The organism is Aeromonas sp. S9(2024) (genome assembly GCF_041403185.1).
GTDB classification, from domain to species: domain Bacteria; phylum Pseudomonadota; class Gammaproteobacteria; order Enterobacterales; family Aeromonadaceae; genus Aeromonas; species Aeromonas enteropelogenes.
The window spans coordinates 247,429-272,970 of record NZ_JBGLRE010000001.1 but is presented as its reverse complement, the minus strand read 5'-3'; the positions used below and the strand labels follow the sequence as shown (position 1 = coordinate 272,970).

Here is a 25,542-nt window from a genome sequence, read left to right as displayed (position 1 = left end):
ATGGCGCTGCGAGTGGTTGGTGCCTGTGATCAGGCGCACACAAACGGCCTTACTCCAGACCCAGCCTATCCTTCAACTCCTTGAGGTAGCGGCGGCTCACCGGCACCCGGGCGCCGCTCGGCGTGACTATTTCCGCCAGCTGGTTTTCCAGCAGCTGGATTTCGAAGATCGCCTCGGGGGCGATCAGATACTGGCGGTGACAACGCAGCAGCGGGCTCTTCTCTTCCAGGGATTTGAGGGTGAGCTGGGTATGAAACAACTCACCCTGGCAAGCCACATGGACGCCGCCGAGATCGGAGAAGGCATACTCCACCTGATTGATGGGCAAGAGGCGCACCCGGTTGTGCAGATAACCCGGAATGTGGTGAATGGCGGGGGCCAGCTTCTCAATCGGTTGCGGGCTGATGTCCTGGCGCAGGCGGGCGATGGTCTTGGCCAGCCGGGCGGGTTCCACCGGTTTGAGCAGGTAGTCGAAGGCGTTCTCCTCGAACGCCTGGATGGCGTACTCGTCGAAGGCGGTGACAAACACGATGCGGGGCAGGGGATCGAGCATGGCCACCAGCTCCATGCCGCTGAGCTTGGGCATCTGGATATCGAGAAACACCACTTGTGGCTTGAGCTGCTGGATAAGCGGCAGCGCCTCGATGGCGTTGGCCGCCGTGCCCAGGATCTCGATGTCGGGATAGCCGGCCAATTGCTGGGCCAGCTCTTCACGGGCGTAAGGCTCGTCATCGACAAGCAGGGCGCGGATCATGATTTCCTCCTATCAAACATGAATGGGTGCATGGGGTCGGGCACAGGGCCGGCGCTATCTCCTGCTGACGCCAGGACAGAGATAACGGCCTGCATCAGGGAGCCACTTTTGGAATGGTGCAGGAGACCCGGGTCCACTGCTCCGGCTCGCACGCAACGCTCACCCCGTAGCGCTCGCCAAAGGCGCTCTTGAGTCGCCTGTCCACTATGGTCATGCCCAGGCCATCGCCGGCCGGCTGGGGTTGCCAGGAGCCAGCGTTGTCCTCGACGTGGATGGTCACGCAGTCGGCGTGCTCCTCGGTATAGAGGCGGATCCGCCCCTGCTCCAGCAGGGTCGAGATGCCGTGCTTGATGGCATTTTCAATCAGCGGCTGCAGGGTAAAGCTCGGCAGCTGCAGGTTGGCCAGATGGGCCGGGATTTCGTTGATCACCGTCAGGCGATCGCCAAAGCGGGCGAGCTCAATCTCCAGATAGGACTGACAGTGCTCTTGCTCCTCCTGCAGGGTGCTGAGGCCGCTGTGGCGCTTGAGGTTCTTGCGAAAGAACAGGGATAGGTGCAGCAATAGCTCGCGCGCCTTGTCCGGATCCCGCCGGGTGATGGCACTGATGGTGTTGAGGGTGTTGAACAGGAAATGGGGGTTGATCTGGGCCTGAATAAGCTTGAGCTCGGATTGCACCAGCAGCCGCTGTTGCTGCTCCAGCCGACCGGCCAGCAGCTGCTGCGACAGCAGGTTGGCAATCCCCTCGCCCAGGGTGTGGTTGATCTTGAGAAACAGCCGCTTCTTCGGCTCGTAGAGCTTGATGGTGCCGATCACCCCTTTGTCCCCCTGCAGCGGGATCACCAGCACAGAGCCGAGCTGGCACTGGGGTGAAATGCTGCAGCGGTAGGGCTGGCTGTTGCCATCGGCAAACAGCACCTTGTTCTGGGCGATGGCCTCCATGGTGGTGGCCGAGGTGATGGGGGTACCCGGCTTGTGGTGATCCTCCCCGATCCCGATAAAGGCGAGGATTTTGTCGGTATCCGTGATGGCGACGGCGCCGACCCCGGTCTCTTCCTGAATAATTTTGGCGATTTTGCTGCTCGCCTCCGGGGTGAAGCCCTGGCTCATGATCCCCACGGTGCGGTTGGCGATGTTAAGCGCCTTGGCGGAGAAGACCCGTGAGAACTTCTCGTACATCAATTGCTGGTCGCGGATCATGCTGATGAAGAGCGCCGCCCCGCAGGAGTTGGCCAGGATCATCGGGGTGGCGATGGTGCGCACCAGCAGCAGCGCCTTGTCGAAGGGGGCGGCCACCAGCAAGATGATCACCATCTGCAGCATTTCGGCGTAAAGGGTGGTGAAGAAGGCAACCTTGGGTTCAAACAGCGCGCCCATCTGGCCGGATCGCATCAAGCGCCAGTGCACCAGACCGCCCAGCAGTCCTTCACAAGTGGTGGAGATGGCGCAGGCCAGATCGGTAAATCCCCCCAGGGTATAGCGGTGCAATCCCCCGGTCAGTCCCACCAGAAAGCCCACCAGCGGTCCCCCCAGCAGGCCCCCCAGCACGGCGCCGACCGCCCGGGTATTGGCGATGGCATCATCGATATCCAGCCCCACGTAAGTGCCAAGGATGCAGAAAGCAGAAAAAATGATATATATCAGTATTTTGTGTGGAAGCCTGACGGAGTAGTTGGCCAGCGGGCGCAGCAGAGGGCTTTTTGAGAAGAGATAGGCGATCACCAGGCTGACGCTCATCTGTTGCAGCAAGGAGAGAACCAACTGCATAAAAAACGCTCCTCAAGGGAAAGATTAAAAAACAGCCTGTGTCTGAACAAGTGTGATCAGGATCTTGTTCTAGGGGGCCAATTTTGCGACGCGGGCCGCCAGTTTGCCAGAACATGTGGATAAAACCATATTAAATCAGCATGTTAAATTGATATTTGTGTAAGCGAGCCGGGGTTGCTATTGGTGGATGGAGCATAAATCTATCCGCTGGATAGGCTACATGGAGGTAGCATGCTCCGCCCGGCCACTGGCTGGGCGTTTTTTATACATGGCCGGATGGCAACTTTCCGGTGGGTATTCGAGTGATTATTCCGGTTTGTCCAATGAGTTATCCCCAGCTTCTGGGGATAACTCAAAAAGCGAAGTAATAACAGAAGCGGCGAGTCAGATTGAAGAACTGGCGCTGCCCCTCATCCAGATCCTCCTGTCTGATACAGCCCGTGATGGTGCGCTCGTCTTCCCGCAGATCGATCATGGTGACGGCTTCCGGGCGCTGGGCCTTGATATAGGGGAGCAACTTGGGTTTGAGGGGCATGGTGGGCTCGGTGGAGAGCACCAGCCCTATGCTGTCGTCGGACATTTTGACCAGAGAACCCGGTGGATACACCCCCAGGACCTTGATCAGCAATTTGACCAGATTCTGGTCAAATTTTTTCTGGGACAGCTTGTAGAGCTGGCTGATGGCCTGGCTGGGGGCGGCGGCACTGGCGCTGCTGCGGGGGTGCAGCAGTTCGTCATAATAGTCCACCAGCCCGATGAGACGGGCCAGCGGTGGTATATCCCCTCCCTTGAGCCCCAGTGGATAACCGCTGCCATCGAGCCGCTCGTGATGCAGATGAGCCACCTGGCGGATCTTCGGCTCGAAGGCGTTGAGCTGGGTCAGCATGTCCAGCCCGTATTGGGGATGCATGTTGAGAAAGTTCTGCTCGGCCTTGTTCAATTCTCCCCGCTTCAAGGTGATCTGGGTCGGCACCTTCAGCTCGCCGATGTCGTGGATAAGCCCCGCCAGCCCCGCCTCTTCCAGTGCGACCGGATTCATCCCCAGCTCGCGTCCCATCAGCATGGCGATGAAGGCGACGTTGAGGCTGTGCTGCAACAGAACATCGGTATGGGGGCTGCGGATCAGATGCAGGCCGAGGGGGCCTTCATGTTCGCTCAGGCGGGCGGCGGTATTGCGCACCAGCTGGGCGGCGTTGGCCAAGCCTTCATCAGGTTTGAGGTTGAGGGCGCCCAGGGCGTCGCGAAGCTCCGACATCGACTGGCCAAAGGCCTTGTCGGCGGCGCGCATGGAGCGGCGAAAGGCTTTCTCATCGAAGGGGGGAGGGCCGGAATCTGTCGGCTCTTCTGTGGCATCCAGCTCGTCAAGATCGGGGCCAGCATCCGGTACATCCCCGCGCAGCAAGGGTTCGACGGGGAGATCGCTCTTGTCCGGGTCAACCATCAGAAGGTGGAGATCGAGGTGGCGAATGATGTCGAGTTGCTGCTGGTCTTTGATCTTGAAGGTATTAAACATAAAAGGGTGGTTGGTCCATCCGGTTGGCAGATGGATGAAGTGGCCTACCTTCAACTGTTCTATCGAAACCTGGATCAGTGCCATTGGAATGCCTGCATTTCTTGAATGCCTCTCAAACAAGCTAGCAAAATCCGATGGATAGACAACTAAAAATCCGTTTAGCACCCTTGGAGAAGGGCCAGGTTGTGACCTCTTTCTCTCTTAATTCACTCTTAAGTTTCGCCGATTAGTCTGACGCCATGGTTTTAGTCAGTTAATCCGGGTCAATCATAGGCTGACCCGTTCGCTAGGAGTTGTTAATGCGTATTGCGCTCGGTGTGCTGAAGGCGAATTTGCTGCTGGTACTGTTTTTTGCGCTGGTGCTGAACTGGCCGATCTTTTTGCATTTCTACAAGGTGCTCAGCGGTCTGGAGCATGTCAAAACCGGATTCGTACTCTCCATTCCCCTAGTGTTGGTAGCGGCGCTCAATGCCGTCTTTATTCCTTTTACCTTCCGCTTTGTCCTCAAACCCTTCTTTACCCTGCTGATCCTGACCGGCTCCATCGTCAGCTACGCCATGCTCAAATATGGCGTTGTCTTCGATGCCGGCATGATGCAAAACATAGTGGAGACCAACAGTAGGGAAGCCACCTCCTATCTGAACGGGTCGGTCGCTCTCTGGTTCTTGCTGACCGGCATACTGCCGACCCTGGGGCTCTGGTCGCTGAAGATCCGCTATCCCGCCACCTGGTACAAGGGACTGGCGCTGCGCGCCGGTTCGCTGGCGCTCTCCCTGCTGGTGGTGGGCAGCATAGCCACCCTCTATTACCAGGATTACGCCTCGGTCGGGCGCAACAACAAGTCCCTTGGCAAGGAGATAGTGCCCGCCAACTATGTTAACGGGCTCTACAAATATGTCCGTGATGTGGTCTTCGCGACTCCGATCCCCTACCAGCAGATCGGCACCGATGCCAAGCTGATCGCCAAGGATACCAAGCCGACCCTGATGTTCCTGGTCGTGGGGGAGACGGCGCGCAGCCAGAACTACTCCCTCAACGGTTATGCCAAGGCGACCAACAGCTTTACCGCAAAAGAGGAGGGGATAGTGTCGTTTCGGGATGTGCGATCCTGCGGCACGGCGACGGCGGTCTCGGTGCCCTGCATGTTCTCCAACCTGACCCGCCGCGGCTACGATGATCAGCTGGCCGGCTCCCGTGACGGTCTGCTCGATGTGCTGCAGCATGCCGGTGTCTCCGTGCTCTGGAAAGAGAATGACGGGGGCTGCAAAGGGGTGTGCCGCAATGTGCCAACCATAGAAATTGCCCCCAGGGATTATCCGGCCCTTTGCAAGGGTGACTCCTGCTATGACGAGGTGCTGCTGGAAGGCTTGGATCAGCAGATCGCCGCCATGAAGGGCAACAAGCTGGTGGCGTTTCACCTGATGGGCAGCCATGGACCCACCTATTTCCGCCGCTATCCCGCCAGCGAGCGCACCTTCGTGCCGGACTGCCCGCGCAGCGACATCGAGAATTGCAGCAACGAGGAGCTGGTGAACACCTATGACAACACCATCCGTTACACCGACAAGGTGGTGGCTCGGCTCATCGACAAGCTGAAATCCCTGGAGAGTCAGTACAACGTGGGGCTGGTCTACCTCTCGGATCACGGCGAATCCCTCGGTGCCATGGGCCTCTATCTGCACGGTACGCCCTACAAGTTCGCGCCGGATGATCAGACCCGAGTGCCGCTGCTGACCTGGTTCTCCCCCCAGTTGCAGACGGATCGTCAGCTGAACATGGATTGTCTGCAGCAGGAGGCGGGCAGCAAGCGCTTCTCCCACGATAACCTGTTCCACTCGATGCTGGGGATCATGGATGTACAGACCAAGGTTTACAACGAAGCGCTGGACCTGTTCAAGCCGTGCCGGGCGGGGTAGGGGCCTAACTCCAGGCAAACAAGCAAAACAAAACGGCAGCCCGAGGGTTGCCGTTTGTCATTATGTACCTTGCGTCACCAGGGCTACTTCTGCTCCATGATGATCTGCAGCAGATCCCCTTCCAGCAGGGCCCGTTTCACCAGGGCAAAGCCGCCGATGGTGGGCTGGTTCTGGAAGCGCGCCTTCACGATGGGCAGGCCACGGTGGAAGCTTGGCAGCGACTGGTGTTCGACACAGCGGCGGATGGCCGGGAACAGGATCTCTTCGGCGGCGGTGATTTCGCCGGCGATCAGCACCTTCTGCGGGTTGAACAGGTTGACCGTGATGGCCACCGCCCGTCCCAGATGCTCCCCCACGTTCTCGATCACGCTGTGAGCCAGTTCATCCCCCGCTTGCGCTGCCTTGCACACCTCCTGGATGGTGATGTGCTTCTCCTGCAGCGAGCTCTGGTGGCCGCGGCTGATGAGCTCCTTCACCTTGTCGACGATGGCTTCGTTGGAGGCAATGGTCTCGAGGCAGCCGAAGTTGCCGCAGTGGCAGCGCTTGCCGAGGGGTTCGACCTGGATGTGGCCGATCTCGCCCACGTTGCGGTTCTGGCCTAAGAACACCTGCCCCTTGGTGATGATCCCCGACCCCGTCCCCTGGTGCACGCTCACCAGGATCGAGTCCATGCAGTCGCGGGACTCGCCAAAGAAGTGCTCGGCCAGCGCCAGCGAGCGGGTGTCGTTGCCCACATAGCAGGGCAGGTTGAAGTGGTTCTCCAGGAGCTTCGCCAGCGGCAGGTTGCGGATCTGGTACTTGGGGGTGTAGATAACCATGCCGGATTCGGGGTTGACCAAACCCGGCATAGTCAGCGCGATGCTGATGAGATTGCGGCTGCGTTCGCTGTTGGCATCGATAAAGGCGCCAATCTCCCGCAGCAGCATGTCGACCACGGGTTGCTGGTCGATCTCGGCCACCTGGGTAATGTGCTGGTCGAGCTCCTTGCCATCGAGATCATAGAGACTCAGGTGCAGGTAGCCACGGCCCAGCTTGGCAGAGACAAATTGAAAGCGATGCTTGATGGTGGTCAGGGAGATGGCACGCCGTCCGCCGGTGGAGGCTTGCGGCGAGGTCTCCTTGATCAGGCCATGCTCGATCAGTTGCCGGGTGATCTTGGTCACGCTGGCCGGGGCCAGGTGACTCAGTTCGGCAATTTTGACCCGGGAGATGGGCCCTTGCAGGTCGATGAGCCGATACACGGCCGCACTGTTGACCTGCTTGATAAGATCTACGTTTGCTATTTGTCCGCCAGTCATGATGTCACTGTTGTGTGTAGTGTCCGTTAACCACGGTCCCGCGGACCGTGAAGTCCTGATCGAATACAGTGAGGTTGGCAATCTTGCCGACCTGGATACTACCGAGACGTGAGTCCCATCCAATGGCGCGCGCCGGGTAGAGGCTGGCCATTCTCAGTGCTTCATCAAGCGGTAATCCGACCTGTTTGACCAGATTCTCCACCCCTTCAATCATGGTGAGGGAAGAGCCGCCGAGTGTACCATTCTCGTCAATGCACTGACCATCGCGTAAAAACACGGTCGTGCCACAAAAATCAAATTTCTCAAAGCCTTCCGGCGCGCCTGCCGCCGCGGTGGCATCGGTGACCAGCACCAGTCGCTCGCCGAGGATCTTGTGGGCCAGGCGCACGTTGGCGTAGTGCACGTGGTGACCATCGACGATGACACCGGTGTAGACATCCTTGCGATCGTAGATGGCACCGACCACGCCAGGCTCGCGGCCGTTCAGGGTCGGGGTCATGGCGTTGTAGAGGTGGGTGGCAAAGCGGATGCCATTGTCAAAGCCCGCCATCGCCTGATCGTAACTGGCGGCGGTGTGGCCGGCGGAGACCAGGATGCCGGCTTCCACCAGACGGCGGATATGGGCCGGATCGTTGCGCTCGGGGGCCAGGGTGATCTTGGCGATGGCATCGGCGTTAGCACAGAAGAAGTCGATCATCTCGTCCGCCGGCTGGCGGATCTGGGCGGCAGGATGGATCCCCTTGCGCTTGAGATTGGTGTAAGGGCCTTCCAGATGTACCCCCAGCACCTCGTTGGGGTGCGCCGCCATGTAGTCGCGAGTGACGGCGACGGCCTGCTTCATGTCTGCATCCGGACTGGTGATCAGGGTCGGCAGGAAGCTGGTGGTACCGGATTTGAGGTTGGCCGCCTGCATGATGGCCAGGGTCTCCACCTTGATGTCGGTGTTGAACATCACGCCGCCACAGCCGTTGAGCTGGACGTCGATGAAACCGGCGGTCAGGTTGGCGCCCTCAAGATCGAATCGCTCGATCCCCTCGGGCAACTCATCCAGATGGGAGATGGCGACAATCTTGTCGCCCTCGATGACGACCCCGTAACCGGTCAGCACACAGCTGCCGGTGTAGAGGGTGCAGTTGGTCAATGCGTACATGTTCACTCCTTACAGGCGGCCGATGTTGGCGGCTTCCAGCTGCTGGAAGTAACGCACCGTCTTGACCTTGAGCTCCATGGTGGAGGGCTCGTCACATACCATCATGCCTTTCGGGTGCAGTTGCAGGGTGGAGATGGTCCACATGTGGTTGACGCTGCCTTCCACGGCGGCCTGCAGGGCCAGCGCCTTGCTGTGGCCGGTCACCAGGATCATGATCTCTTCGGCATCCATCAGGGTACCGACACCCACGGTCAGCGCCAGCTTGGGCACCTGTTCGGTATCGCCGCCGAAGAAGCGGGAGTTGGCGATACGGGTGTCTTCGGTCAGGGTCTTGACCCGGGTGCGGGAGGAGAGGGAGGAGGCCGGCTCGTTGAACGCGATGTGGCCGTCATTGCCCACACCGCCCATGAACAGGTGGATCTTGCCGTAGGACTTGATTTTGTCCTCGTAACGCTTGCATTCGGCGACCAGATCCTCGGCGTTGCCGTTGAGGATGTTGATGTTTTCCGGGCGAATGTCCACGTGGTTGAAGAAGTTGTTGTACATGAAGCTGTGGTAGCTCTCCGGATGATCTTCCGGCAGGCCCACGTACTCGTCCATGTTGAAGGTGACCACGTGCTCGAAGCTCACTTCACCGGCCTTGTGCAGTTCGATCAAGCGCTTGTAGGTGTTGAGCGGGGTGCCGCCGGTGGGCAGACCGAGCACGAAGGGACGATCAGCGGTCGGCTTGAACGCATTGATACGGTCAACGATGTAACGGGCTGACCAGAGGCCGACTTGGCTGGCAGATTTCAACGGGATCAGACGCATGTTGGATTCCTCGGTGTCGGTTTGCGACCGCTTGGACGGTGGCAATGGGCTAAGATGGATTCAAGTTGTTTTATAGCGTAAATAAAGATTGCGAACTAAGCCACATCTATCCGCTACCTTTATCTTGTTTGGGTGATAATGATCACGATTATCGGTTTATTAATTTGCGCAGCGAAATAAAACCCCTAGACTGCCAATCAAGCCTTGATGGCTTATGCGTCAAACGTGATAAGCACTTAATTTCTAGAAATACATTAACTAAGGAGAGGAACCGTGAACATTCTCGGTTATTTACAAAAGATCGGCCGTGCCCTGATGGTGCCGGTAGCGGTGTTGCCTGCCGCTGCGATCCTGATGGGGGTTGGCTACTGGATTGACCCGAATGGTTGGGGTGGTGACAGCGCGCTGGCTGCCTTCCTGATCAAGGCGGGCGCCGCCATTATCGACAACATGTCCGTGTTGTTTGCGGTCGGTGTCGCCTATGGTATGTCCAAAGATAAAGACGGTTCTGCCGCACTGGCCGGTCTGGTCGGTTTCCTGGTAGTGACCACCCTGCTGAGCCCGGGCGCGGTTGCCCAGATCAAGAGCATCCCCCTGGAAGAAGTTCCGGCCGCGTTTGGCAAGATCAACAACCAGTTCGTGGGTATCCTGTGTGGTGTCATCGCCGCTGAGCTCTATAACCGCTTCAGCAGCGTCGAGCTGCACAAGGCACTCTCCTTCTTCTCCGGCCGTCGTCTGGTGCCGATCGTGACCTCAGTGGTGATGATCATCGTATCCTTCATCCTGATGGCCGTATGGCCTGCCATCTATGGCGGTCTGGTCGGTTTCGGTGAGTCCATCGTGAGCCTGGGCTCCACTGGCGCCGGTATCTACGCCTTCTTCAACCGTCTGCTGATCCCGATCGGTCTGCACCACGCACTGAACTCCGTGTTCTGGTTCAACGTGGCCGGTATCAACGACATCCCGAACTTCCTGGGTGGTCAGGCTACCATCGACGCCGCTCTGGCCGCTGGCAAGAGCCTGGATCAGGTGAAAGGCGTGGTCGGTATGTACCAGGCTGGCTTCTTCCCCATCATGATGTTCGGTCTGCCGGGTGCCGCGCTGGCCATCTACCACTCCGCCAAGAAAGAGAACAAAGAGAAAGTTGCGTCCATCATGATCGCCGCCGCTTTCGCCTCCTTCTTCACTGGTGTAACCGAGCCGCTCGAGTTCTCCTTCATGTTCGTGGCGCCGGTGCTGTATGTCATCCACGCCGTGCTGACCGGTATCTCCGTGTTCATCGCCGCCTCCATGCACTGGATGGCCGGTTTCGGCTTCAGTGCCGGTCTGGTGGATATGGTGCTCTCCAGCCGCAACCCGCTGGCAACCAACTGGTACATGCTGATTGCCCAGGGTCTGGTGTTCTTCGGTCTGTACTACGTGGTCTTCCGCGCCGTCATCGCCAAGCTGAATCTGAAGACCCCGGGTCGTGAAGAGGAAGAGGAGAGCGCTCCGGCGGTTGCTCAGACTACCGACCGTACCGAACTGGCCAAGCAATACCTGGAAGTGCTGGGTGGTCATGACAACCTGGTCACCATCGATGCCTGCATCACCCGTCTGCGTCTGACTCTGAAAGATCGCAGCATCGTGGATGAGCGCAAGCTCAAAGCTCTGGGCGCGGCCGGTGTGGTCAAGCTCGGTGAGCAGAACCTGCAGGTGATTCTGGGCCCATTGGCCGAAATCATCGCTGGTGAAATGAAGGCCCTGCGTTAATCGGGCGCCAAGCTCGCCTCAAGTCTAAGTCCATTGTTGACATAACTAAGGGCCCCGCTTAGGGGCCCAATATAAAAAAAGCCAAGAAATTCCAACCTTTACTTCAAATGAGAGCAGCAGTTATGAACTTGAAACATTCTCTGTTAGCCATTGCCATGTCTACCGTTTTTGCCACCCAGGTGCAGGCAGCCGATGCCGCCAAGCAAGCCGTGGTCGACTCCCTCGCCAGCAACCTGGTGGTCAAGTATGAAGTGGTCACCAACGACGGTGCCGGTGCCGGTCTCGATTGCCAGGCGCTGGGCTCCGAGTGGGCAAGCTGCGGTGTGGCCAAGCTGCACCTGACCAACACCGGTGCCGATGTGACCTCCAAGGACTGGAGCCTCTATGTCTCCTCCATCCGCCGCATCCAGCGGGTGGACAACGACCAGTTCACCATTACCCACCTCACTGGCGACCTTTATCGTTTGACGCCGACCGAGAAATTCCAGGGGTTTGCCAAGGATGCGACCGTGGAAGTGCCGCTGGTCGTGGAGTACTGGGTATTGTTCGAATCTGACATCATGCCGAACTGGTATGTGGCCAGCGAAGGGGCCGAGCCGAAAGTGCTGGCCAGCATGAGCAATATCAATGATGCCACCACCTACGAGAAGCCGATGCCAGCCGATGGCTGGAAGCGTACCAAGGATGACAACAACATCCTGATGAACAGCGAGACCCGTTTTGCTGCCAACCAGACCAGCACCCTGCTGCCGGCAGGCAAGATCGACAACCAGATCCTGCCGACCCCGATGAAGCAGGTAGTGAAAGCCGGTCCGCAGGTCGACTTCTCCACCATCAAGCTCAATGCCCTGGATCTGCCGACCGATCGCGCCGAGACCCTGAAGGCTCAACTGACCAAGCTGGGTGTTACCCTCTCCGACACCGGCTATCCAGTGACCATCAAACTTGGCAGCAAGGTCAAGCAGGCCGAAGGCTACGACATGACCATCGGCCAGAAGGGCACCGTCATCCAGGGCCATGACATTGCGGGTGCCTTCTGGGGCGCGCAATCCTTGGTCTCCCTGCTGGGCGTCGATGACAAGCTGGTCTCCCCGATGAGTGTCGAGGATGCGCCGCGCTTCGAATACCGTGGCATGCAGACCGACGTGGCCCGTCACTTCCGCAGCCTGGACACCATGAAGAAGCTGGTTGACCAGATGTCCGCCACCAAGCTCAACGTGCTGCACCTGGGTCTGACCAACGATGAAGGCTGGCGTATCGAGATCCCGGGCCTGCCGGAGTTGACCGATGTCGGCAGCAAGCGTTGCCACGATCTCTCCGAAACCCAGTGCCTGCTGCCGCAGCTCGGCTCCGGCCCCACCAGCGACAACATGGGCACCGGTTTCTACAGCAAGGCTGACTACGTCGAGCTGGTGCGTTATGCCAAGGCTCGCGGCGTGACCGTGATCCCCGAGATCAACATGCCGGCCCACGCCCGTGCCGCCGTGGTCTCCATGGAGGCGCGCTACAAGCGTCTGATGGCAGAAGGCAAAGAGGCTGAGGCGAACCAGTTCCGCCTGACCGACCCGGCTGATACCTCCAACGTCACCTCGGTGCAGTTCTACGACAAGATGTCCTTCATCAACCCCTGCCAGCCGGGTGCCGCCACCTTCGTGGCCAAGGTGATGGATGAAGTGGCCAAGATGCACGAGGCCGCCGGCCAGCCGCTGACCGCCTGGCACTACGGTGGTGACGAGGCGAAGAACATCATGCTGGGCGGTGGTTATCAAGACCCGAACGTCACCAAACCGGAAGAGCTGGTGGGTTGGCGCGGCAATACCGACTGGAGCAAGCAGGACAAGCCGTTTGGCAAGTCCCCCATGTGCCAGAAGATGATCGAGGATGGCAAGATCAAGGACGTGGCCGAGCTGCCGGTCTACTTCGCCAAGGAAGTGAGCGAGATGGTCAAGGGCCACGGCTTCTCCACCCTGCAGGCGTGGGAAGATGGTCTGAAGTACGCCAAGGATGCCAGCGTGTTCGCCACCGACAAGACCCGCGTCAACTTCTGGGAGACCCTCTACTGGGGTGGCTTCAACGAAGCGATGAAGTGGGCTCACAACGGTTATGACGTGGTGCTCTCCAACCCGGATTACCTCTACTTCGACTTCCCGAACGAGGTGCACCCGGCCGAGCGTGGCTACTACTGGGCAACCCGTTTCAACGACACCCGCAAGGTGTTCGCCTTCGCCCCGGAAAACCTGCCGCAGAACGCCGAGACCTCGGTTGACCGCGACGGCAACGCCTTCGTGGCCAAGGGTGACCAGGAGCCGGTCAAGTTCAAGGGTATCTCCGGTCAGCAGTGGAGCGAAACCGTGCGCACCGATGCCCAGTATGAGTACATGGTTTACCCCCGTGTCTTCTCTGTGGCCGAGCGTGCCTGGCACAAGGGTGGCTTCGAACTGGATTACGTGAAGGGCCGCGAGTTCTCCGGTGAGACCAAGCACGTCAACAAAGCCACTCTGAACAAAGAGTGGAACCAGTTCGCCAACCTGCTGGGTCAGCGCGTGCTGCCCAAGCTCGACCAGGCCGGTGTCGAATACCGCCTCTCCGTACCGGGCGCCAGGGTGGTGAACGGTGTGCTGGAAGCGAACGTGGATCTGCCGGGCCTGCCCATCCAGTACAGCCTGGATGGCACCACCTGGACTGCCTACGACGCCGCGGCCAAGCCGAGCGTGACCGGCAAGGTCTACCTGCGCACTGTCAGCTTCGATGGCAAGCGTACCAGCCGTGTGACCGAGCTGAACTGATAGCTCTCAATCCATAACGCAAGGTGGGTCGCAAGACCCGCCTTTCCCAAGAGCGGTGGCTATCGGTCTTGGGAAAGGTTGACTATGCGTGTGAGCCTTTGTTGTGTGTATTGTCTGTTTTTCATCACCTTCTGCCCCGCCTCGTGCGGGGCTTTTTTTGTGCTTTTTGCTGGAGTTCTTCCCCTGGGCGCTATTTTTGGCGCGTCAATGGCATGGAACGGCCAAATTCAGGTTGAGGCAGGGCGCGTAATGAGGGATCATATCCGGCTTGACGGCGGGGGGATGAGGGTGCCAGCCGGCACAACTTCCGCCAGTGACGCTTTTTTGAGGTGAGCCATGAGTCAGGCGAACAGCCCAACTAACTTTATCCGTCAGATCATTGATGAGGATCTGGCCAGTGGTAAGCACGACCGCGTGCATACCCGTTTTCCGCCCGAGCCGAACGGTTATCTTCACATCGGCCACGCCAAGTCCATCTGCCTGAACTTCGGCATCGCCCGTGACTACCAGGGCCAGTGCAACCTGCGTTTCGATGACACCAACCCGGTCAAAGAAGACATCGAGTATGTTGAGTCCATCAAGCAGGACGTGCAGTGGCTGGGCTTCCAGTGGAATGGCGAGATCTGCTACTCCTCCGACTATTTCGACAAGCTGCACGGCTATGCCGTTGAGCTTATCGAAAAAGGGCTGGCCTATGTGGACGAGCTGACCCCCGAGCAGATGCGCGAATACCGCGGCACCCTGACCGCCCCGGGCAAGAACAGCCCGTTCCGCGATCGCTCCGTGGAAGAGAACCTGGCGCTGTTCGAGAAGATGAAGAACGGCGAGTTTGCCGAAGGCACCGCCTGCCTGCGCGCCAAGATCGACATGGCCTCTCCCTTCATGGTGATGCGTGACCCCGTCATCTATCGCATCAAGTTTGCCCACCACCACCAGACCGGTGACAAGTGGTGCATCTATCCGATGTACGACTTCACCCACTGCATCTCGGACGCCCTGGAGGGGATCACCCACTCCATCTGTACCCTGGAGTTCCAGGACAACCGTCGCCTGTACGACTGGGTGCTGGACAACATCACCATCGACTGCCACCCGCGCCAGTACGAGTTCTCCCGTCTGAACCTCGAATACACCGTCATGTCCAAGCGCAAGCTGAACCTGCTGGTGACCGAGAAGCACGTGGATGGTTGGGACGATCCGCGCATGCTGACCGTCTCCGGTCTGCGCCGCCGTGGCTATACCCCGGCCTCCATCCGCGAGTTTTGCAAGCGCATCGGTGTGACCAAGCAGGACAACATCGTCGAGATGAGCATGCTGGAAGCCTGCATCCGAGAAGATCTCAACGAGAATGCCCCGCGCGCCATGGCCGTGCTGAACCCGGTGAAAGTCGTCATCGAGAACCTGGCGGCCGACGAAGTGCTGACCGCGCCGGCTCACCCGAGCAAGGCCGAGATGGGCACCCGCGAGCTGAATTTCACCCGCGAGATCTTCATCGACGATGCTGACTTCAAAGAGGAAGCCAACAAGCAGTTCAAGCGTCTGGTGCTGGGCAAGGAAGTGCGTCTGCGCAACGCCTATGTCATCAAGGCTGAACGGGTCGAGAAGGATGCCGACGGCAAGGTCACCTGCATCTACTGCAGCTACGACGCCGACACCCTGGGCAAGGATCCGGCCGATGGCCGCAAGGTGAAAGGGGTGATCCACTGGGTCAGCGCTACTCACTCCCTGCCTGCCGAAGTGCGTCTCTATGACCGCCTGTTCAAGGTGCCAAATCCGGGTGCCGAAGAGGACTTCGAAGCCGCACTCAACCCGGACTCCCTGGTGATCGTCCAGGGTGCCCGCGTCGAGGCTTCCCTCAAGAACGCCCAGCCGGAGCAGGCTTACCAGTTTGAGCGCGAAGGCTACTTCTGCGCCGACAACAAGCTCTCCAGCCCGGAGCACCTGGTGTTCAACCGCACCGTGGCCCTGCGCGACTCCTGGGGCAAGGTAGAAGGCTAAGCGAGCAGGGCAGGGGTGACCCTACCCTCTGTTTGGCAATTCGCTTCGCCCGCGACAATAAAAAAGCCAGCTGATGCTGGCTTTTTTATTGTCCGTCATTCAGTGTGTCTGGCGGCTCAGTCGTCGTGCTTGCACTCGCCTGCGGCACAGTGACCATAGAGGTAGAGGCTGTGGTTGGTGAGACGAATGTTGTGCTTCTTGGCGATGTCGCGCTGACGTTCTTCGATCACCTCGTCGGAAAACTCGATCACCTTGCCGCAATCGAGGCAGACCAGGTGATCGTGGTGCTCCTGGGTAGCCAGCTCGAACACCGACTTGCCCCCCTCGAAGTGGTGTCGGGTGACGATGCCGGCATCATCAAACTGGTTGAGAACACGGTAGACGGTGGCAAGACCGATCTCTTCGCCAAGATCGATAAGTCGCTTATAGAGATCTTCGGCGCTGGTGTGTTGGCAGTCCGGCTGTTGCAGGATTTCCAGAATTTTGACTCGGGGCAAGGTGATCTTGAGCCCGGCCTTTTTTAACGCTTGGTTGTTGTCTGCCATATTCTACTTATTCGCATTCTCGGAGGTGGGTTTATTCTGAGGGACTGCCGCGGGAATGGCAACCTTGAACTCGCTTGGCCTGTCATTATAGGGCGGCATCCCCAAAAATAAACCCGCTAATTCAAAGGGTTTAGCGAGAGATCCCGCTTTGTATCGAAAAAATCTATCGTGAGGTTCGGCTTGTCGACAGCCTGTATGTTGATAAAATGTAACTTCTGTATATCTGGTCGGATGAGATCCATGGATTGGCTTTTTGACAAGGCAGCGCGAGTGCGCCGCGCCCTCAATGCCTGGCCCCCTTTCTGGGGCGCCGGCATCAAGATAGAGACCCTGAGCGATGACTTTCGTTATTGCAGGGTGACCCTCAAGTCCCGCTGGTGGAACAAGAACGCCAACCGCACCCAGTTCGGTGGCAGCATGTTTGCCATGACGGACCCCATCTATCCACTGATGCTGATGGGACACTTCAAGAATCGTTACTACGTGTGGGACAAGGCGGGCAGCATCAATTACATCAAGCCCGGCAAGGGCAAGCTGGTGGCCGAGTTCACCCTGACCGAGGGCAAACTGGCATCGATCGTGGCGGCAACGGCTGAGGGGAACAAGCACTTCCCCGAGTTTGAAGTAACGGTGCAGGACAGCCGGGGCGAGCTGGTCGCTCAGGTCAAGCGCACCCTCTACGTGCGGGCACGGCCGGAACACAGAAATGGCGCAGAATGACGCTTGTACAAAAACAACAAGGGCCCCGTCGGGGCCCTTGTTGTGTTCAGAGAAGATATAGGGGCGGGATCACTCCAGCTCGGCCAGGCACATCTCTTCATGCAGCTGTTTGCACCAACCCTTGACGCGCTCGGCAGTCAGCTCCGGCTGGCGATCCTCGTCGATACCCAGACCGACGAAGTGCTTGTCGTCCACCAGTGCCTTGGAGGCTTCAAACTCGTAACCGGCAGTCGGCCAGTGGCCGATGATGATGGCGCCTTTGGCTTCGACGATGTCGCGCAGGGTGCCCATGGCATCGAGGAAATATTCGGCATAGTCTTCCTGATCGCCGCATCCGAAGATGGCGACCAGCTTGTTGTTGAAGTCGATTTCGCCCAAGTCAGGGAAGAAGTCATCCCAGTCGGCCTGGGCTTCACCGTAGTACCAAGTCGGGATACCGAACATCAGCAGATCGAAGCTCTCGATGTCGGCCTTGCTGCTCTTGGCGATGTCACGGACTTCAATCAGTTGCTTGCCCAGTTCTTTCTGGATCATCTTGGCGACAGCTTCGGTATTACCGGTATCGCTGCCGAAAAACAGACCTACACTTGCCATAGTGTTTAGTTACCCGTGTTTGGTGTTAATGCTTAACGCTCAGACTGCAATGTCCACCGGATAGGCGGACTCAATCTGTTGTTTCAGGATAGATTGGATCAGCTCGGCTCGGCTGATGTTCTGTTGTAACGCAAGTTGGTTCAGGCGCTCCAGCAACTCGGCCTCCACCTTTAACTCTACCCGCTTCAGCCCATTTTCCCGATCGCGTTTAAGCTGGTTACGCTTGTTGATCTTGAGCTGGGTCTCTCGGGGGAGTGGGTTGGTCTTTGGCCTGCCGGGGCGCTTCTCATTTGCGAACAGATCCAGTGTTGTTCGATCAGTTTGCTGTTTGGCCATACATCACAGACGAAAAAAAGTTAGCCGAGACCTGAGCCTTCCCAGCCCAGTTCAATCAGCCCCTTGGCGACAAAACCTGCGCAACCCAGAAACAGTACCAACCAGACGATGAAACGGCCGAAACGGGGCACGTTGCCGCGTTTGAGGACGTCCTGAATGGCAAGGCCAATCAATATGAAGATGGCCACAAAGAATAACTTCAGGCCCAAACTTTCGATCAGGTCGATATGTTCACTTAGCATGGATTGCGCACACTCCTTATGACCGGCGCACTATATCACAAAGGATTTGAAACTGTTAACCGCCTGTCGACAGGAAATCCACAACCAGTTTGTTGAACAAAACCGGCTTTTCCGCATGCAGCCAGTGACCGGTTCCGGCAATGACCCGCACTTTTGCCGCCGGAAACTGGGCAAGCGCCGTCTCGCTGTACCGAGGTTGCATATAGTCCGAGTCGCCCCCCTTGATGAAGAGTACGGGCCCCTCGAAGCGGCGATTATCCTCAGGCCAGCCCATGATGTTGGCGTAGTTTTGCTCAAGGGCCGGCACGTTGAAACGCCAGCCCCAGCCCGCCTCGGTTTTGGCAAAGGATTTGAGCAGGAACTGGCGAACGCCCGGGATCTCTATGTACTGGGCCAGCAGTGCTTCCGCTTCGCTGCGGCTTTGTGGGGGCGTGGCCAACGTGGCGTTGAGGCCGGCAAACACATTCTGGTGGCGGGAGTGGGGATAGGCCACCGGCGCCATGTCGGCAACGACCAGCTTGGTGACCCGCGCTGGCGCCAGTTTGGCAACCTGCATCCCCACCTTGCCGCCCATGGAGTGGCCGATGAGCGTCGCCTCAGGGATGGCCAGTTGATCCATCAACGCCAGGATATCGTTGGCCTGGGCGGGGTAGTCCATCTTGTCCGAGTGGAAGGAGGCGCCGTGGTTGCGCAGATCGACGCTGATGACCCGATAGTGTTCACTCAGGGCACGAGCCAGCAATCCCAGGTTATCGAGGCTGCCGAACAGGCCGTGGATAAGTATGACGGCCGGCCCCTGGCCCTGCTCTTTGAAGTTCAATTCGTGATTATGTTGCAAAATAACACCTTCCCGCTCATGAGTTCGAATGGTGACATGGCTTAACGCACTGGAAAGAAAAGCTTTTCATATCCTGGATAGAGATTTTGTGTGGTTTTTTTTCTAAAAAATCCCATCCGAATTGGCTATCAGTGCGGCCGATCACACACTTGGCCCGCCATTATGCCGTATTCTCGATGAGATTCATGTACATCTGCCAGCCCCTGGCTTGGGCTGTCGGGTCTGCCTATGTATAATCGCCGCATCCGAATTTCGACGAGTCCAGCGCATCCCTATGAAAACCATCGAGCTTGATGACGATCTCTACTTCTATATCGCCAGCCAGACCCGGCACATTGGCGAGAGTGCCTCCGATATTCTGCGCCGTCTGCTGGAACAGCCTGTCCAGGTGACGGCGCCCGTGACCGAGCCAGTCACGGCACCGCAGCCCGTTGCGGCGCGCAGCAACCAGGGGGTGCAGGCGCTGCTCGATTCCGGTGAGCTGCAAAAAGAAGAGAAGTCCATCAACCGCTTCATGCAGGTGCTCAGTACCCTCTACCGGGATGATCCGGCCGGGTTCACTCAGGCTACCGAAATCAAGGGGCGCAAGCGTGTCTATTTTTCGCGGGATCCCGACGCTCTGCGTGCCAGTGGCAGCACCACCAAGCCCAAGCCGGTGCCACAGACCCCGTTCTGGGTGATCACCAATACCAACACCAGCCGCAAGCAGAACATGGTGGCCCAGCTGATGAGCAGCATGGGGTATGACGACGAGGTGATCGCGCAGGTGTGCGGCGCAATTTAACGGTTCATCAGACTCAGGCCTTGGTCACCAAGGCCGCCATTACGCAAGGACAACGCCATGGCTCAGCATGCTCACGCCGGTCAGCCGGCCCGTTTAAGTGATCTGACCAACATCCCTCGTCTGGTCAGCGCCTACTACCTCAACAAGCCGGACATGAGCCGCCCCGAACAACGCGTGGCGTTCGGTACCTCCGGCCATCGTGGCAGCGCCTTGCACAGCGCCTTTACCGAATCCCACATCCTGGCGGTGACCCAGGCGCTGGTGGAGTACCGCCAGCAGGCCGGTATCACGGGCCCGCTGTTTGTCGGCATGGACACTCATGCTCTCTCCGAATCCGCTTTTGCCAGTGCGGTGGAAGTGCTGGCGGCCAACGGCGTCGAGACCCGCATTCAGGCCGGCCTCGGCTTTACCCCGACCCCGGTCATCTCTCACGCCATCCTGCGCTACAATGCTGGCAAGCCTGCCGCGCGCGCCGACGGCGTGGTGATCACCCCGTCCCACAACCCGCCGGAAGACGGTGGCTTCAAATACAACCCGTCCCACGGCGGCCCCGCGGAAGGGGAGATCACCAAGTGGGTGGAAGACCGTGCCAACGCGATTCTGGAAGCGGGTCTGGCCGGCGTGAAGCGCATGCCGTTCGCCGAGGCGCTCAAGAGCCCGTTCGTGGTCGAACACGACTATGTCACCCCCTATGTGGATGACCTGAAGAACGTGCTGGACCTAGAAGCCATCAAGCAGGCCGGCATCAAGATTGGCGTGGATCCCCTGGGTGGCTCCGGCGTCGCCTACTGGGACGTCATCGCCAAGACCTATGATCTCGACATCGAAGTGGTCAACTATCGCGTCGATCCGACCTTCTCCTTCATGACCCTGGACAAGGACGGCAAGATCCGGATGGACTGCTCCAGCCCGTTCGCCATGGCGAGCCTGATTGCCCTCAAAGACAAGTTCGACATCGCTCTTGGCAACGACCCCGATTACGACCGTCACGGCATCGTCACCAAGGCGGGCCTGATGAACCCGAACCACTATCTGGCGGTGGCCATCCAGTATCTGTTCACCCACAGAACCGGCTGGTCCAAGGATGCTGCCGTCGGCAAGACGCTGGTCTCCTCCTCAATGATTGACCGGGTTGCCGGCGAGATTGGCCGCACCCTGAAAGAGGTGCCGGTCGGCTTCAAGTGGTTCGTGGATGGTCTCTACAGCGGTGAGTTCGGCTTTGGCGGCGAAGAGAGCGCGGGTGCCTCCTTCCTGCGCAAAGATGGCACCGTCTGGACCACCGACAAGGATGGCTTCATCCTGGCGCTGCTGGCTGCCGAAATTCTGGCAGTCACCGGCAAGGATCCCCAGGCGCACTACGATGCCCTGGAGGCCAGGTTCGGCCGCTCCAGCTACCGCCGTATCGACGCGCCGGCCAATAGTGCGCAAAAAGCGGTACTCTCCAAGCTCGATCCGGCACTGGTCGAAGCCTCCACCCTGGCCGGTGAGCCCATCGTCGCCAAGCTGACCAAGGCACCCGGCAACGACGCTGCCATCGGTGGCCTCAAGGTGGTGACCGAGAACGGCTGGTTCGCGGCGCGCCCCTCCGGCACCGAGTCCATCTACAAGATCTACATGGAAAGTTTCAAGGGCGAGGAACACTTGGACCTTATCCAGCAGGAAGCCCAGCAGATCGTCTCCGCAGCCCTGGCCAAGGCTGGCGTCTAGGCAAGGCCTAACGCCGGAGCCTGAATTCCCCGGGCTGACATGCAACGAGAAAGAGGAGCCATGACGGCTCCTCTTTTTTGTCTGTGCAGACAATGACTGCTGCCCGTGGCAGGCGGTCAGTGTCTTACAGACAGGCCTGCATCTGTGCCAGCACGATCTGAACCTTGGCGGGGTCCGGATGGGTGCGTCCCAGCACGCGCAAACCCCACAGCATGGTCATCAGCAGGGCGGCGGTCGCCGCCACGTCTCTATCCGGCGCCAGTTCCCCCTGCGCCTGTGCCTGTTGCAACGCCTGCGTCACCAGTTGCTCGACCTCGGCGAGGTGCGTGCTGACTGCCGCCTGTATGGTGTCGTGGTGGCGCCCTACTTCCAGCAAGGTGTTGACCAGCAGGCAGCCGCGATGGGCCTCGCAGGCGATGGCATCCCGGGCCACGGCATCGAGCAGCGCCCGCACGCCCGCCAGGGGAGAATCCTCCGACGCCAGCAGCGCGCGGATCTGTTCCAGGCTCTTGGCAGAATAACGCTGCAACACCTCGATGAAGAGTCCCTCCTTGGAGGAGAAGGCCCCGTACAGGCTGCTGGGCTTGAGCCCCATCTTCTCGACCAGCGCCGCTATGCCGGTGTTGCTGAATCCCGTGTCCCAGAAGGCGTCGAGGGCGATGTCCAGGATGTTATCTCTGTCAAATGATGCGGGTCTTGCCATGGTGTCACCTGCCGTGAGGAGATTGTTTTTTAGTGATCGCTACAAAATGAGCTTGACCGACTGCCGGCCTCTGATTGATATTGTAGCGACCACTACAAAAAAGGATGACAATCATGCAGACTCTGGAACAAAAAATCAAAGCCTACGACGAGATCAAGCAGAGCAAGGTCCCGGCTCATATTCTGGCGGTGATGGATCAGGCGACCGAGCAGCTCAGGGAAACCACCCTCGAACAGGGGGCACTCACCACTGGCGCGCAGATCCCCGATTTCGCGCTGCCGGATCAGCACGGGGTGACCCGTCCGCTCTCTCACTACCTCGCGCAGGGACCGGTCGTGCTCAACATCTACCGCGGCGGTTGGTGCCCCTACTGCAATCTGGAGATGCAGGCCCTCAACGCCGTGCTGCCGGAGTTTCGGGCTCGTGGCGTCAACCTCATCGGACTGACTCCGGAGAAACCGAGCTCGGCTCAGGATACCCTCACCGCCAACGGGCTGGCGATCACCGTGCTCAGCGACGAAGGCAACCGGGTGTCGGCCTCCCTGGGACTGGTATTCACGCTTACCGAGGAGCTGCGCCCCATCTATAAGAGTTTTGGCATCGACATTCCGGCGAGCAACGGGGATGACAGCTTCACTCTGCCGGTGCCGGCCACTTATGTGATTGGCCAGGATGGCACCGTGCTCTATCACTTCGTCAACGTGGATTACACCAAGCGGGTCGAGCCTGCGACCCTGGTGGCCGTGCTGGACGAGCTGGCTGCGGCGGGGAAAATATAAAAAAACAGCGCCGGCTTGCCGGCGCTGCTGCTCTTTGTATTCAGGTAGAGAATAAACCCGGCATGGCACTCCTTGCCGGGTTGTCTTTTTGCCGAGCCTATCAGTATCCGCCGCGGGCGCTCTTGACCGCCAGCCCCAGCTGCCACACCGCCATGGCGTAGTGGGTGCTGTGGTTGTAGCGGGTGATGGTGTAGAAGTTGGGCAGTCCGTACCAGTATTGGTAGCCGGTGCCGACATCCAGACGCAACAGGCTCGCCTCGCTGTGATTGCCGAGGGAGCTGGTGGGGGTGAGACCGGCGCGACGCAAGGAAGCGATGGGGTAGCGGGTCTGGAAACCATGTTCGTAGCCGGGCATCTGGCCCTGACCACGCACGGCCACCGGTTGCCCCTTCTCCCAGCCGTGAGCCTTGAAGTAGTTGGCCACGCTGCCGATGGCATCCACCGGATCCCAGAGGTTGGTGTGGCCATTGTTGTTGAAGTCCACCGCATAGCGCTGGAAGCTGGACGGCATAAATTGGCCATAACCCATGGCCCCTGCGTAGGAACCTGTCGGCGCGGTGGGGTCCATCCCCTCATCCCGGGTCATCACCAGGAAGGATTCCAGTTCGCCGGTGAAAAATTCCGCCCGGCGCGGGTAGTCAAATGCCAGGGTGGCCAGCGCATCCAGGATGCGGGTCTTGCCCATCACCCGACCCCAGCGGGTTTCCACGCCGATGATGCCGACGATGATCTCGGGCGGTACTCCATAGCGTTGCTGAGCGCGGTTGAGCTCGCTCTCGTACTCGCGCCAGAACGCGACGCCATTTTGCACATTGTCCGGGGTGATGAACTTGGCGCGGTAGCGATTCCAGGCACCGGTCGGGCCTGTGGGCTTGCTGCTGCTCGGCCCCTGGGCATCCATCAGGCGGATGATCCAGTCATAACGCTCGGCCTGGGCCAGCACCTGATGGAGGTGGGCACTGTCAAAACCATGCTTGTCGACCATCCGCTGTACGAACCTGTCCACGTTGGGGCGATTGGCGAAATCCCCCTTGCTGATCCCCTGTGAATAGACGGGCTTGCTCGGCGGCGTCTGGTTGATAAAGGCGCTATTGGGCTGGGGTTTGACCACGGGCTTGGCTTCAGGCGTGCTGCTGCAGCCGCCGATCAAGGGGAATACGGAGAGAGTGAGTAGACAGACAAGGCGACGCATAGGGTTCTCATGAGCCTGAAAAAGAGTGCCGACATGGTAAAACATTGCCATCCATGCGCAAGTGCCAGTGCAGTGTGGCTGGCGCTTATTTTGTTCCCTGACGCAGGGTATGGTAGCCGCTCCAGAGCCGGGTCAGGGTGGTGATGAGACAGAGCAGGGCAAAGCCGTAGGCGAGTGACGCAAAACCGGCGGGCCACAGACACATCAAGACGAACAGGGCGATGGTTTCGCTCCCCTCGGTCAACCCTCCGAGGTAATAGAGCGACTTGTGGTGATAGACGGGGTTATCGATCCCCCGCTTGCCCGCCATGATGGCGAAGGCGAGAAAGCTCGAGCCCGTGCCCATGAAGGCAAACAGCAGGGTGGCGGCGGGCAGGGCGTTGGCGGGGTCGCTCAGGGCGAACCCCAGCACCACGGCGGCGTAGAAGATGAAGTCGAGGGTGATGTCGAGAAAACCGCCGCAGTCGGTGATCCCCGTCTCCCGTGCCACGGCGCCATCCAGCCCGTCCAGCATGCGATTGAGCAGGATGGCGAGCAGTGCCCAGAGATAAAGGTCAAAGGCCAGCAGCGGCAGTGCCAGCATGCCGATGGCAAAGCCGGTGAGACTCACCTGGTTGGCGCTGATCCCCATGCGGCACAAGGGCTTGGCCAGCCGGGTGAGGGGGCTGCGAATGACGGGGATGAGGTAGCGATCGAACAAGGTCAGGATCCTCAGCAAACAGGGATGGAAAGGGTGAGGTCGAGGATGGTGCCGGGAGCATCCTCTTCATCGTGAGTGACCAGGATGGCGGGGATCGCCAGCATCCTTATCTGCTCGAACACCAGAGCGCGAAATGCCGCCCGCAGCGGCTTGTCGAGGCGGGAGAAGGGCTCGTCCAGCAGCAGGGCTTGCGGTTCGGCCAGCAGAGCCCGCAGCAGGCTGACGCGTGCCTTCTGGCCGCCGGAGAGCGACCCCGGCAGCTTGTCTGCCTGATCCGCCAGCGCCACCTGTGCCAGGGCCTCCAGCGCTTTCGCCCGCCGGGCTCCGCTTCCCTTGAGGGAGGCGGGCATGCCGAACATCAAGTTCTCGGCCACCGTCAGGTGGGCAAACAGCAGGTCATCCTGAAACAGCATGCCGATGCGCCTCGCCTGCGGGGGAAGGGGGGTGAGCCGTCGCTCGCTGAGCCGGACGTCCCCTTCCAGCCGAAGGGGCCCCTTGGGGGGCAGGACGCCCGCCAGCGCCGCCAGCAGCGAGCTCTTGCCGCAGCCACTGGGGCCCATCAGGGTCAGCACTTCGCCGGGGGCGATGGCGAGCGCGGGTAACGACAGCAAGGGAGCTTGCCCAAGGTAGAGGTGAAGGGGCGTGGTGCTTAGCATTGAG

23 protein-coding genes are annotated in these 25,542 nt (G+C 59.3%); 8 read left to right on the top strand and 15 right to left on the bottom strand.

All coding sequences use genetic code 11. The features are described from left to right. Window positions 1-49 precede the first annotated feature (49 nt). The 3 genes from btsR to ACB028_RS01160 all read right to left on the bottom strand — a co-directional run bounded on the left by btsR (window position 50) and on the right by ACB028_RS01160 (window position 4,116). Complete coding sequence (gene btsR / locus ACB028_RS01170) at window positions 50-754, bottom strand: two-component system response regulator BtsR (protein WP_042072035.1); 705 nt, start codon at window positions 752-754, stop codon at window positions 50-52. Between the two features lie 94 nt (window positions 755-848). Then, on the bottom strand, window positions 849-2,519 hold the full coding sequence (locus ACB028_RS01165; RefSeq protein ID WP_371143288.1) for a LytS/YhcK type 5TM receptor domain-containing protein: 1,671 nt from the start codon (window positions 2,517-2,519) through the stop codon (window positions 849-851). Window positions 2,520-2,871: 352 nt separating this feature from the next. Further along, a complete protein-coding gene (locus ACB028_RS01160; protein ID WP_201977025.1) occupies window positions 2,872-4,116 on the bottom strand; it encodes an HD-GYP domain-containing protein in 1,245 nt (414 codons plus the stop codon). Window positions 4,117-4,331: 215 nt separating this feature from the next. Between ACB028_RS01160 and ACB028_RS01155 the strand changes: the two genes are divergently transcribed. Next, the gene (locus ACB028_RS01155; RefSeq protein ID WP_371143287.1) at window positions 4,332-5,948 is read left to right on the top strand and encodes a phosphoethanolamine transferase; all 1,617 of its coding nucleotides are present in this window, start codon (window positions 4,332-4,334) and stop codon (window positions 5,946-5,948) included. An 83-nt stretch (window positions 5,949-6,031) separates the two neighbouring features. Here ACB028_RS01155 and ACB028_RS01150 read toward each other — a convergent pair whose 3' ends face one another. From ACB028_RS01150 to nagB, 3 genes are read right to left on the bottom strand one after another with little or no spacing between them, the layout of a single operon-like run. After that, window positions 6,032-7,246 carry an ROK family protein gene (locus ACB028_RS01150; RefSeq protein ID WP_042025596.1) on the bottom strand — a complete coding sequence of 405 codons (1,215 nt, stop codon included), beginning with the start codon at window positions 7,244-7,246 and terminating at the stop codon, window positions 6,032-6,034. Between the two features lie 4 nt (window positions 7,247-7,250). Next, window positions 7,251-8,396 carry an N-acetylglucosamine-6-phosphate deacetylase gene (nagA, locus tag ACB028_RS01145; protein WP_026457908.1) on the bottom strand — a complete coding sequence of 382 codons (1,146 nt, stop codon included), beginning with the start codon at window positions 8,394-8,396 and terminating at the stop codon, window positions 7,251-7,253. 9 nt (window positions 8,397-8,405) lie between these two features. Then, the gene (nagB, locus tag ACB028_RS01140) at window positions 8,406-9,206 is read right to left on the bottom strand and encodes a glucosamine-6-phosphate deaminase (protein WP_026457909.1); all 801 of its coding nucleotides are present in this window, start codon (window positions 9,204-9,206) and stop codon (window positions 8,406-8,408) included. 273 nt (window positions 9,207-9,479) lie between these two features. Between nagB and nagE the strand changes: the two genes are divergently transcribed. From nagE to glnS, 3 genes are all read left to right on the top strand, one after another. Further along, complete coding sequence (gene nagE / locus ACB028_RS01135) at window positions 9,480-10,958, top strand: N-acetylglucosamine-specific PTS transporter subunit IIBC (protein ID WP_042025599.1); 1,479 nt, start codon at window positions 9,480-9,482, stop codon at window positions 10,956-10,958. Between the two features lie 122 nt (window positions 10,959-11,080). Next, a complete protein-coding gene (locus tag ACB028_RS01130) occupies window positions 11,081-13,744 on the top strand; it encodes a beta-N-acetylhexosaminidase (RefSeq protein ID WP_371143286.1) in 2,664 nt (887 codons plus the stop codon). A 336-nt stretch (window positions 13,745-14,080) separates the two neighbouring features. Next, window positions 14,081-15,742, top strand: a complete 1,662-nt coding sequence (gene glnS, locus ACB028_RS01125) for a glutamine--tRNA ligase (RefSeq protein ID WP_371143285.1) — start codon at window positions 14,081-14,083, stop codon at window positions 15,740-15,742. Window positions 15,743-15,858: 116 nt separating this feature from the next. On the opposite strand, the gene fur is transcribed toward glnS, so the two are convergent. Beyond that, window positions 15,859-16,287 (bottom strand): ferric iron uptake transcriptional regulator, encoded by a 429-nt coding sequence (gene fur / locus ACB028_RS01120; RefSeq protein WP_026457520.1) that lies wholly within the window; start codon window positions 16,285-16,287, stop codon window positions 15,859-15,861. 240 nt (window positions 16,288-16,527) lie between these two features. Between fur and ACB028_RS01115 the strand changes: the two genes are divergently transcribed. Next, on the top strand, window positions 16,528-17,007 hold the full coding sequence (locus ACB028_RS01115) for a DUF4442 domain-containing protein (RefSeq protein ID WP_371143284.1): 480 nt from the start codon (window positions 16,528-16,530) through the stop codon (window positions 17,005-17,007). A 69-nt stretch (window positions 17,008-17,076) separates the two neighbouring features. Here the strand turns inward: ACB028_RS01115 and fldA are convergent, their stop codons facing one another. Genes fldA through ACB028_RS01095 form a run of 4 tightly spaced genes read right to left on the bottom strand, consistent with a single transcriptional unit; the run spans window position 17,077 to window position 19,017 of the window. Next, window positions 17,077-17,601, bottom strand: a complete 525-nt coding sequence (gene fldA, locus ACB028_RS01110; RefSeq protein WP_042072025.1) for a flavodoxin FldA — start codon at window positions 17,599-17,601, stop codon at window positions 17,077-17,079. A gap of 39 nt (window positions 17,602-17,640) precedes the next feature. Beyond that, window positions 17,641-17,937: a LexA regulated protein gene (gene ybfE / locus ACB028_RS01105; RefSeq protein WP_026457523.1), complete on the bottom strand. Its 297-nt coding sequence runs from the start codon at window positions 17,935-17,937 to the stop codon at window positions 17,641-17,643. A gap of 20 nt (window positions 17,938-17,957) precedes the next feature. After that, window positions 17,958-18,179, bottom strand: a complete 222-nt coding sequence (locus tag ACB028_RS01100) for a DUF2788 domain-containing protein (RefSeq protein WP_005334296.1) — start codon at window positions 18,177-18,179, stop codon at window positions 17,958-17,960. A 55-nt stretch (window positions 18,180-18,234) separates the two neighbouring features. Beyond that, window positions 18,235-19,017: an alpha/beta fold hydrolase gene (locus ACB028_RS01095; RefSeq protein ID WP_371143283.1), complete on the bottom strand. Its 783-nt coding sequence runs from the start codon at window positions 19,015-19,017 to the stop codon at window positions 18,235-18,237. 274 nt (window positions 19,018-19,291) lie between these two features. Between ACB028_RS01095 and seqA the strand changes: the two genes are divergently transcribed. Then, the gene (gene seqA, locus ACB028_RS01090; protein WP_026457525.1) at window positions 19,292-19,801 is read left to right on the top strand and encodes a replication initiation negative regulator SeqA; all 510 of its coding nucleotides are present in this window, start codon (window positions 19,292-19,294) and stop codon (window positions 19,799-19,801) included. Between the two features lie 57 nt (window positions 19,802-19,858). Further along, on the top strand, window positions 19,859-21,508 hold the full coding sequence (gene pgm / locus ACB028_RS01085) for a phosphoglucomutase (alpha-D-glucose-1,6-bisphosphate-dependent) (protein WP_371143282.1): 1,650 nt from the start codon (window positions 19,859-19,861) through the stop codon (window positions 21,506-21,508). Window positions 21,509-21,632: 124 nt separating this feature from the next. Here pgm and ACB028_RS01080 read toward each other — a convergent pair whose 3' ends face one another. Continuing rightward, window positions 21,633-22,211 carry a TetR/AcrR family transcriptional regulator gene (locus ACB028_RS01080; RefSeq protein WP_061475518.1) on the bottom strand — a complete coding sequence of 193 codons (579 nt, stop codon included), beginning with the start codon at window positions 22,209-22,211 and terminating at the stop codon, window positions 21,633-21,635. A gap of 113 nt (window positions 22,212-22,324) precedes the next feature. On the opposite strand from ACB028_RS01080, the gene ACB028_RS01075 reads away from it, so the two are divergent. Then, window positions 22,325-22,990: a peroxiredoxin-like family protein gene (locus ACB028_RS01075; protein WP_371143281.1), complete on the top strand. Its 666-nt coding sequence runs from the start codon at window positions 22,325-22,327 to the stop codon at window positions 22,988-22,990. 100 nt (window positions 22,991-23,090) lie between these two features. Here ACB028_RS01075 and mltB read toward each other — a convergent pair whose 3' ends face one another. The 3 genes from mltB to ACB028_RS01060 all read right to left on the bottom strand — a co-directional run bounded on the left by mltB (window position 23,091) and on the right by ACB028_RS01060 (window position 25,538). Beyond that, window positions 23,091-24,182 carry a lytic murein transglycosylase B gene (gene mltB, locus ACB028_RS01070; protein WP_371143280.1) on the bottom strand — a complete coding sequence of 364 codons (1,092 nt, stop codon included), beginning with the start codon at window positions 24,180-24,182 and terminating at the stop codon, window positions 23,091-23,093. An 85-nt stretch (window positions 24,183-24,267) separates the two neighbouring features. Continuing rightward, window positions 24,268-24,882, bottom strand: coding sequence for a CDP-alcohol phosphatidyltransferase family protein (locus ACB028_RS01065; protein ID WP_026457892.1), 615 nt, complete (start codon window positions 24,880-24,882; stop codon window positions 24,268-24,270). An 11-nt stretch (window positions 24,883-24,893) separates the two neighbouring features. Next, the gene (locus ACB028_RS01060; protein WP_371143279.1) at window positions 24,894-25,538 is read right to left on the bottom strand and encodes an ATP-binding cassette domain-containing protein; all 645 of its coding nucleotides are present in this window, start codon (window positions 25,536-25,538) and stop codon (window positions 24,894-24,896) included. Window positions 25,539-25,542 lie beyond the last annotated feature (4 nt).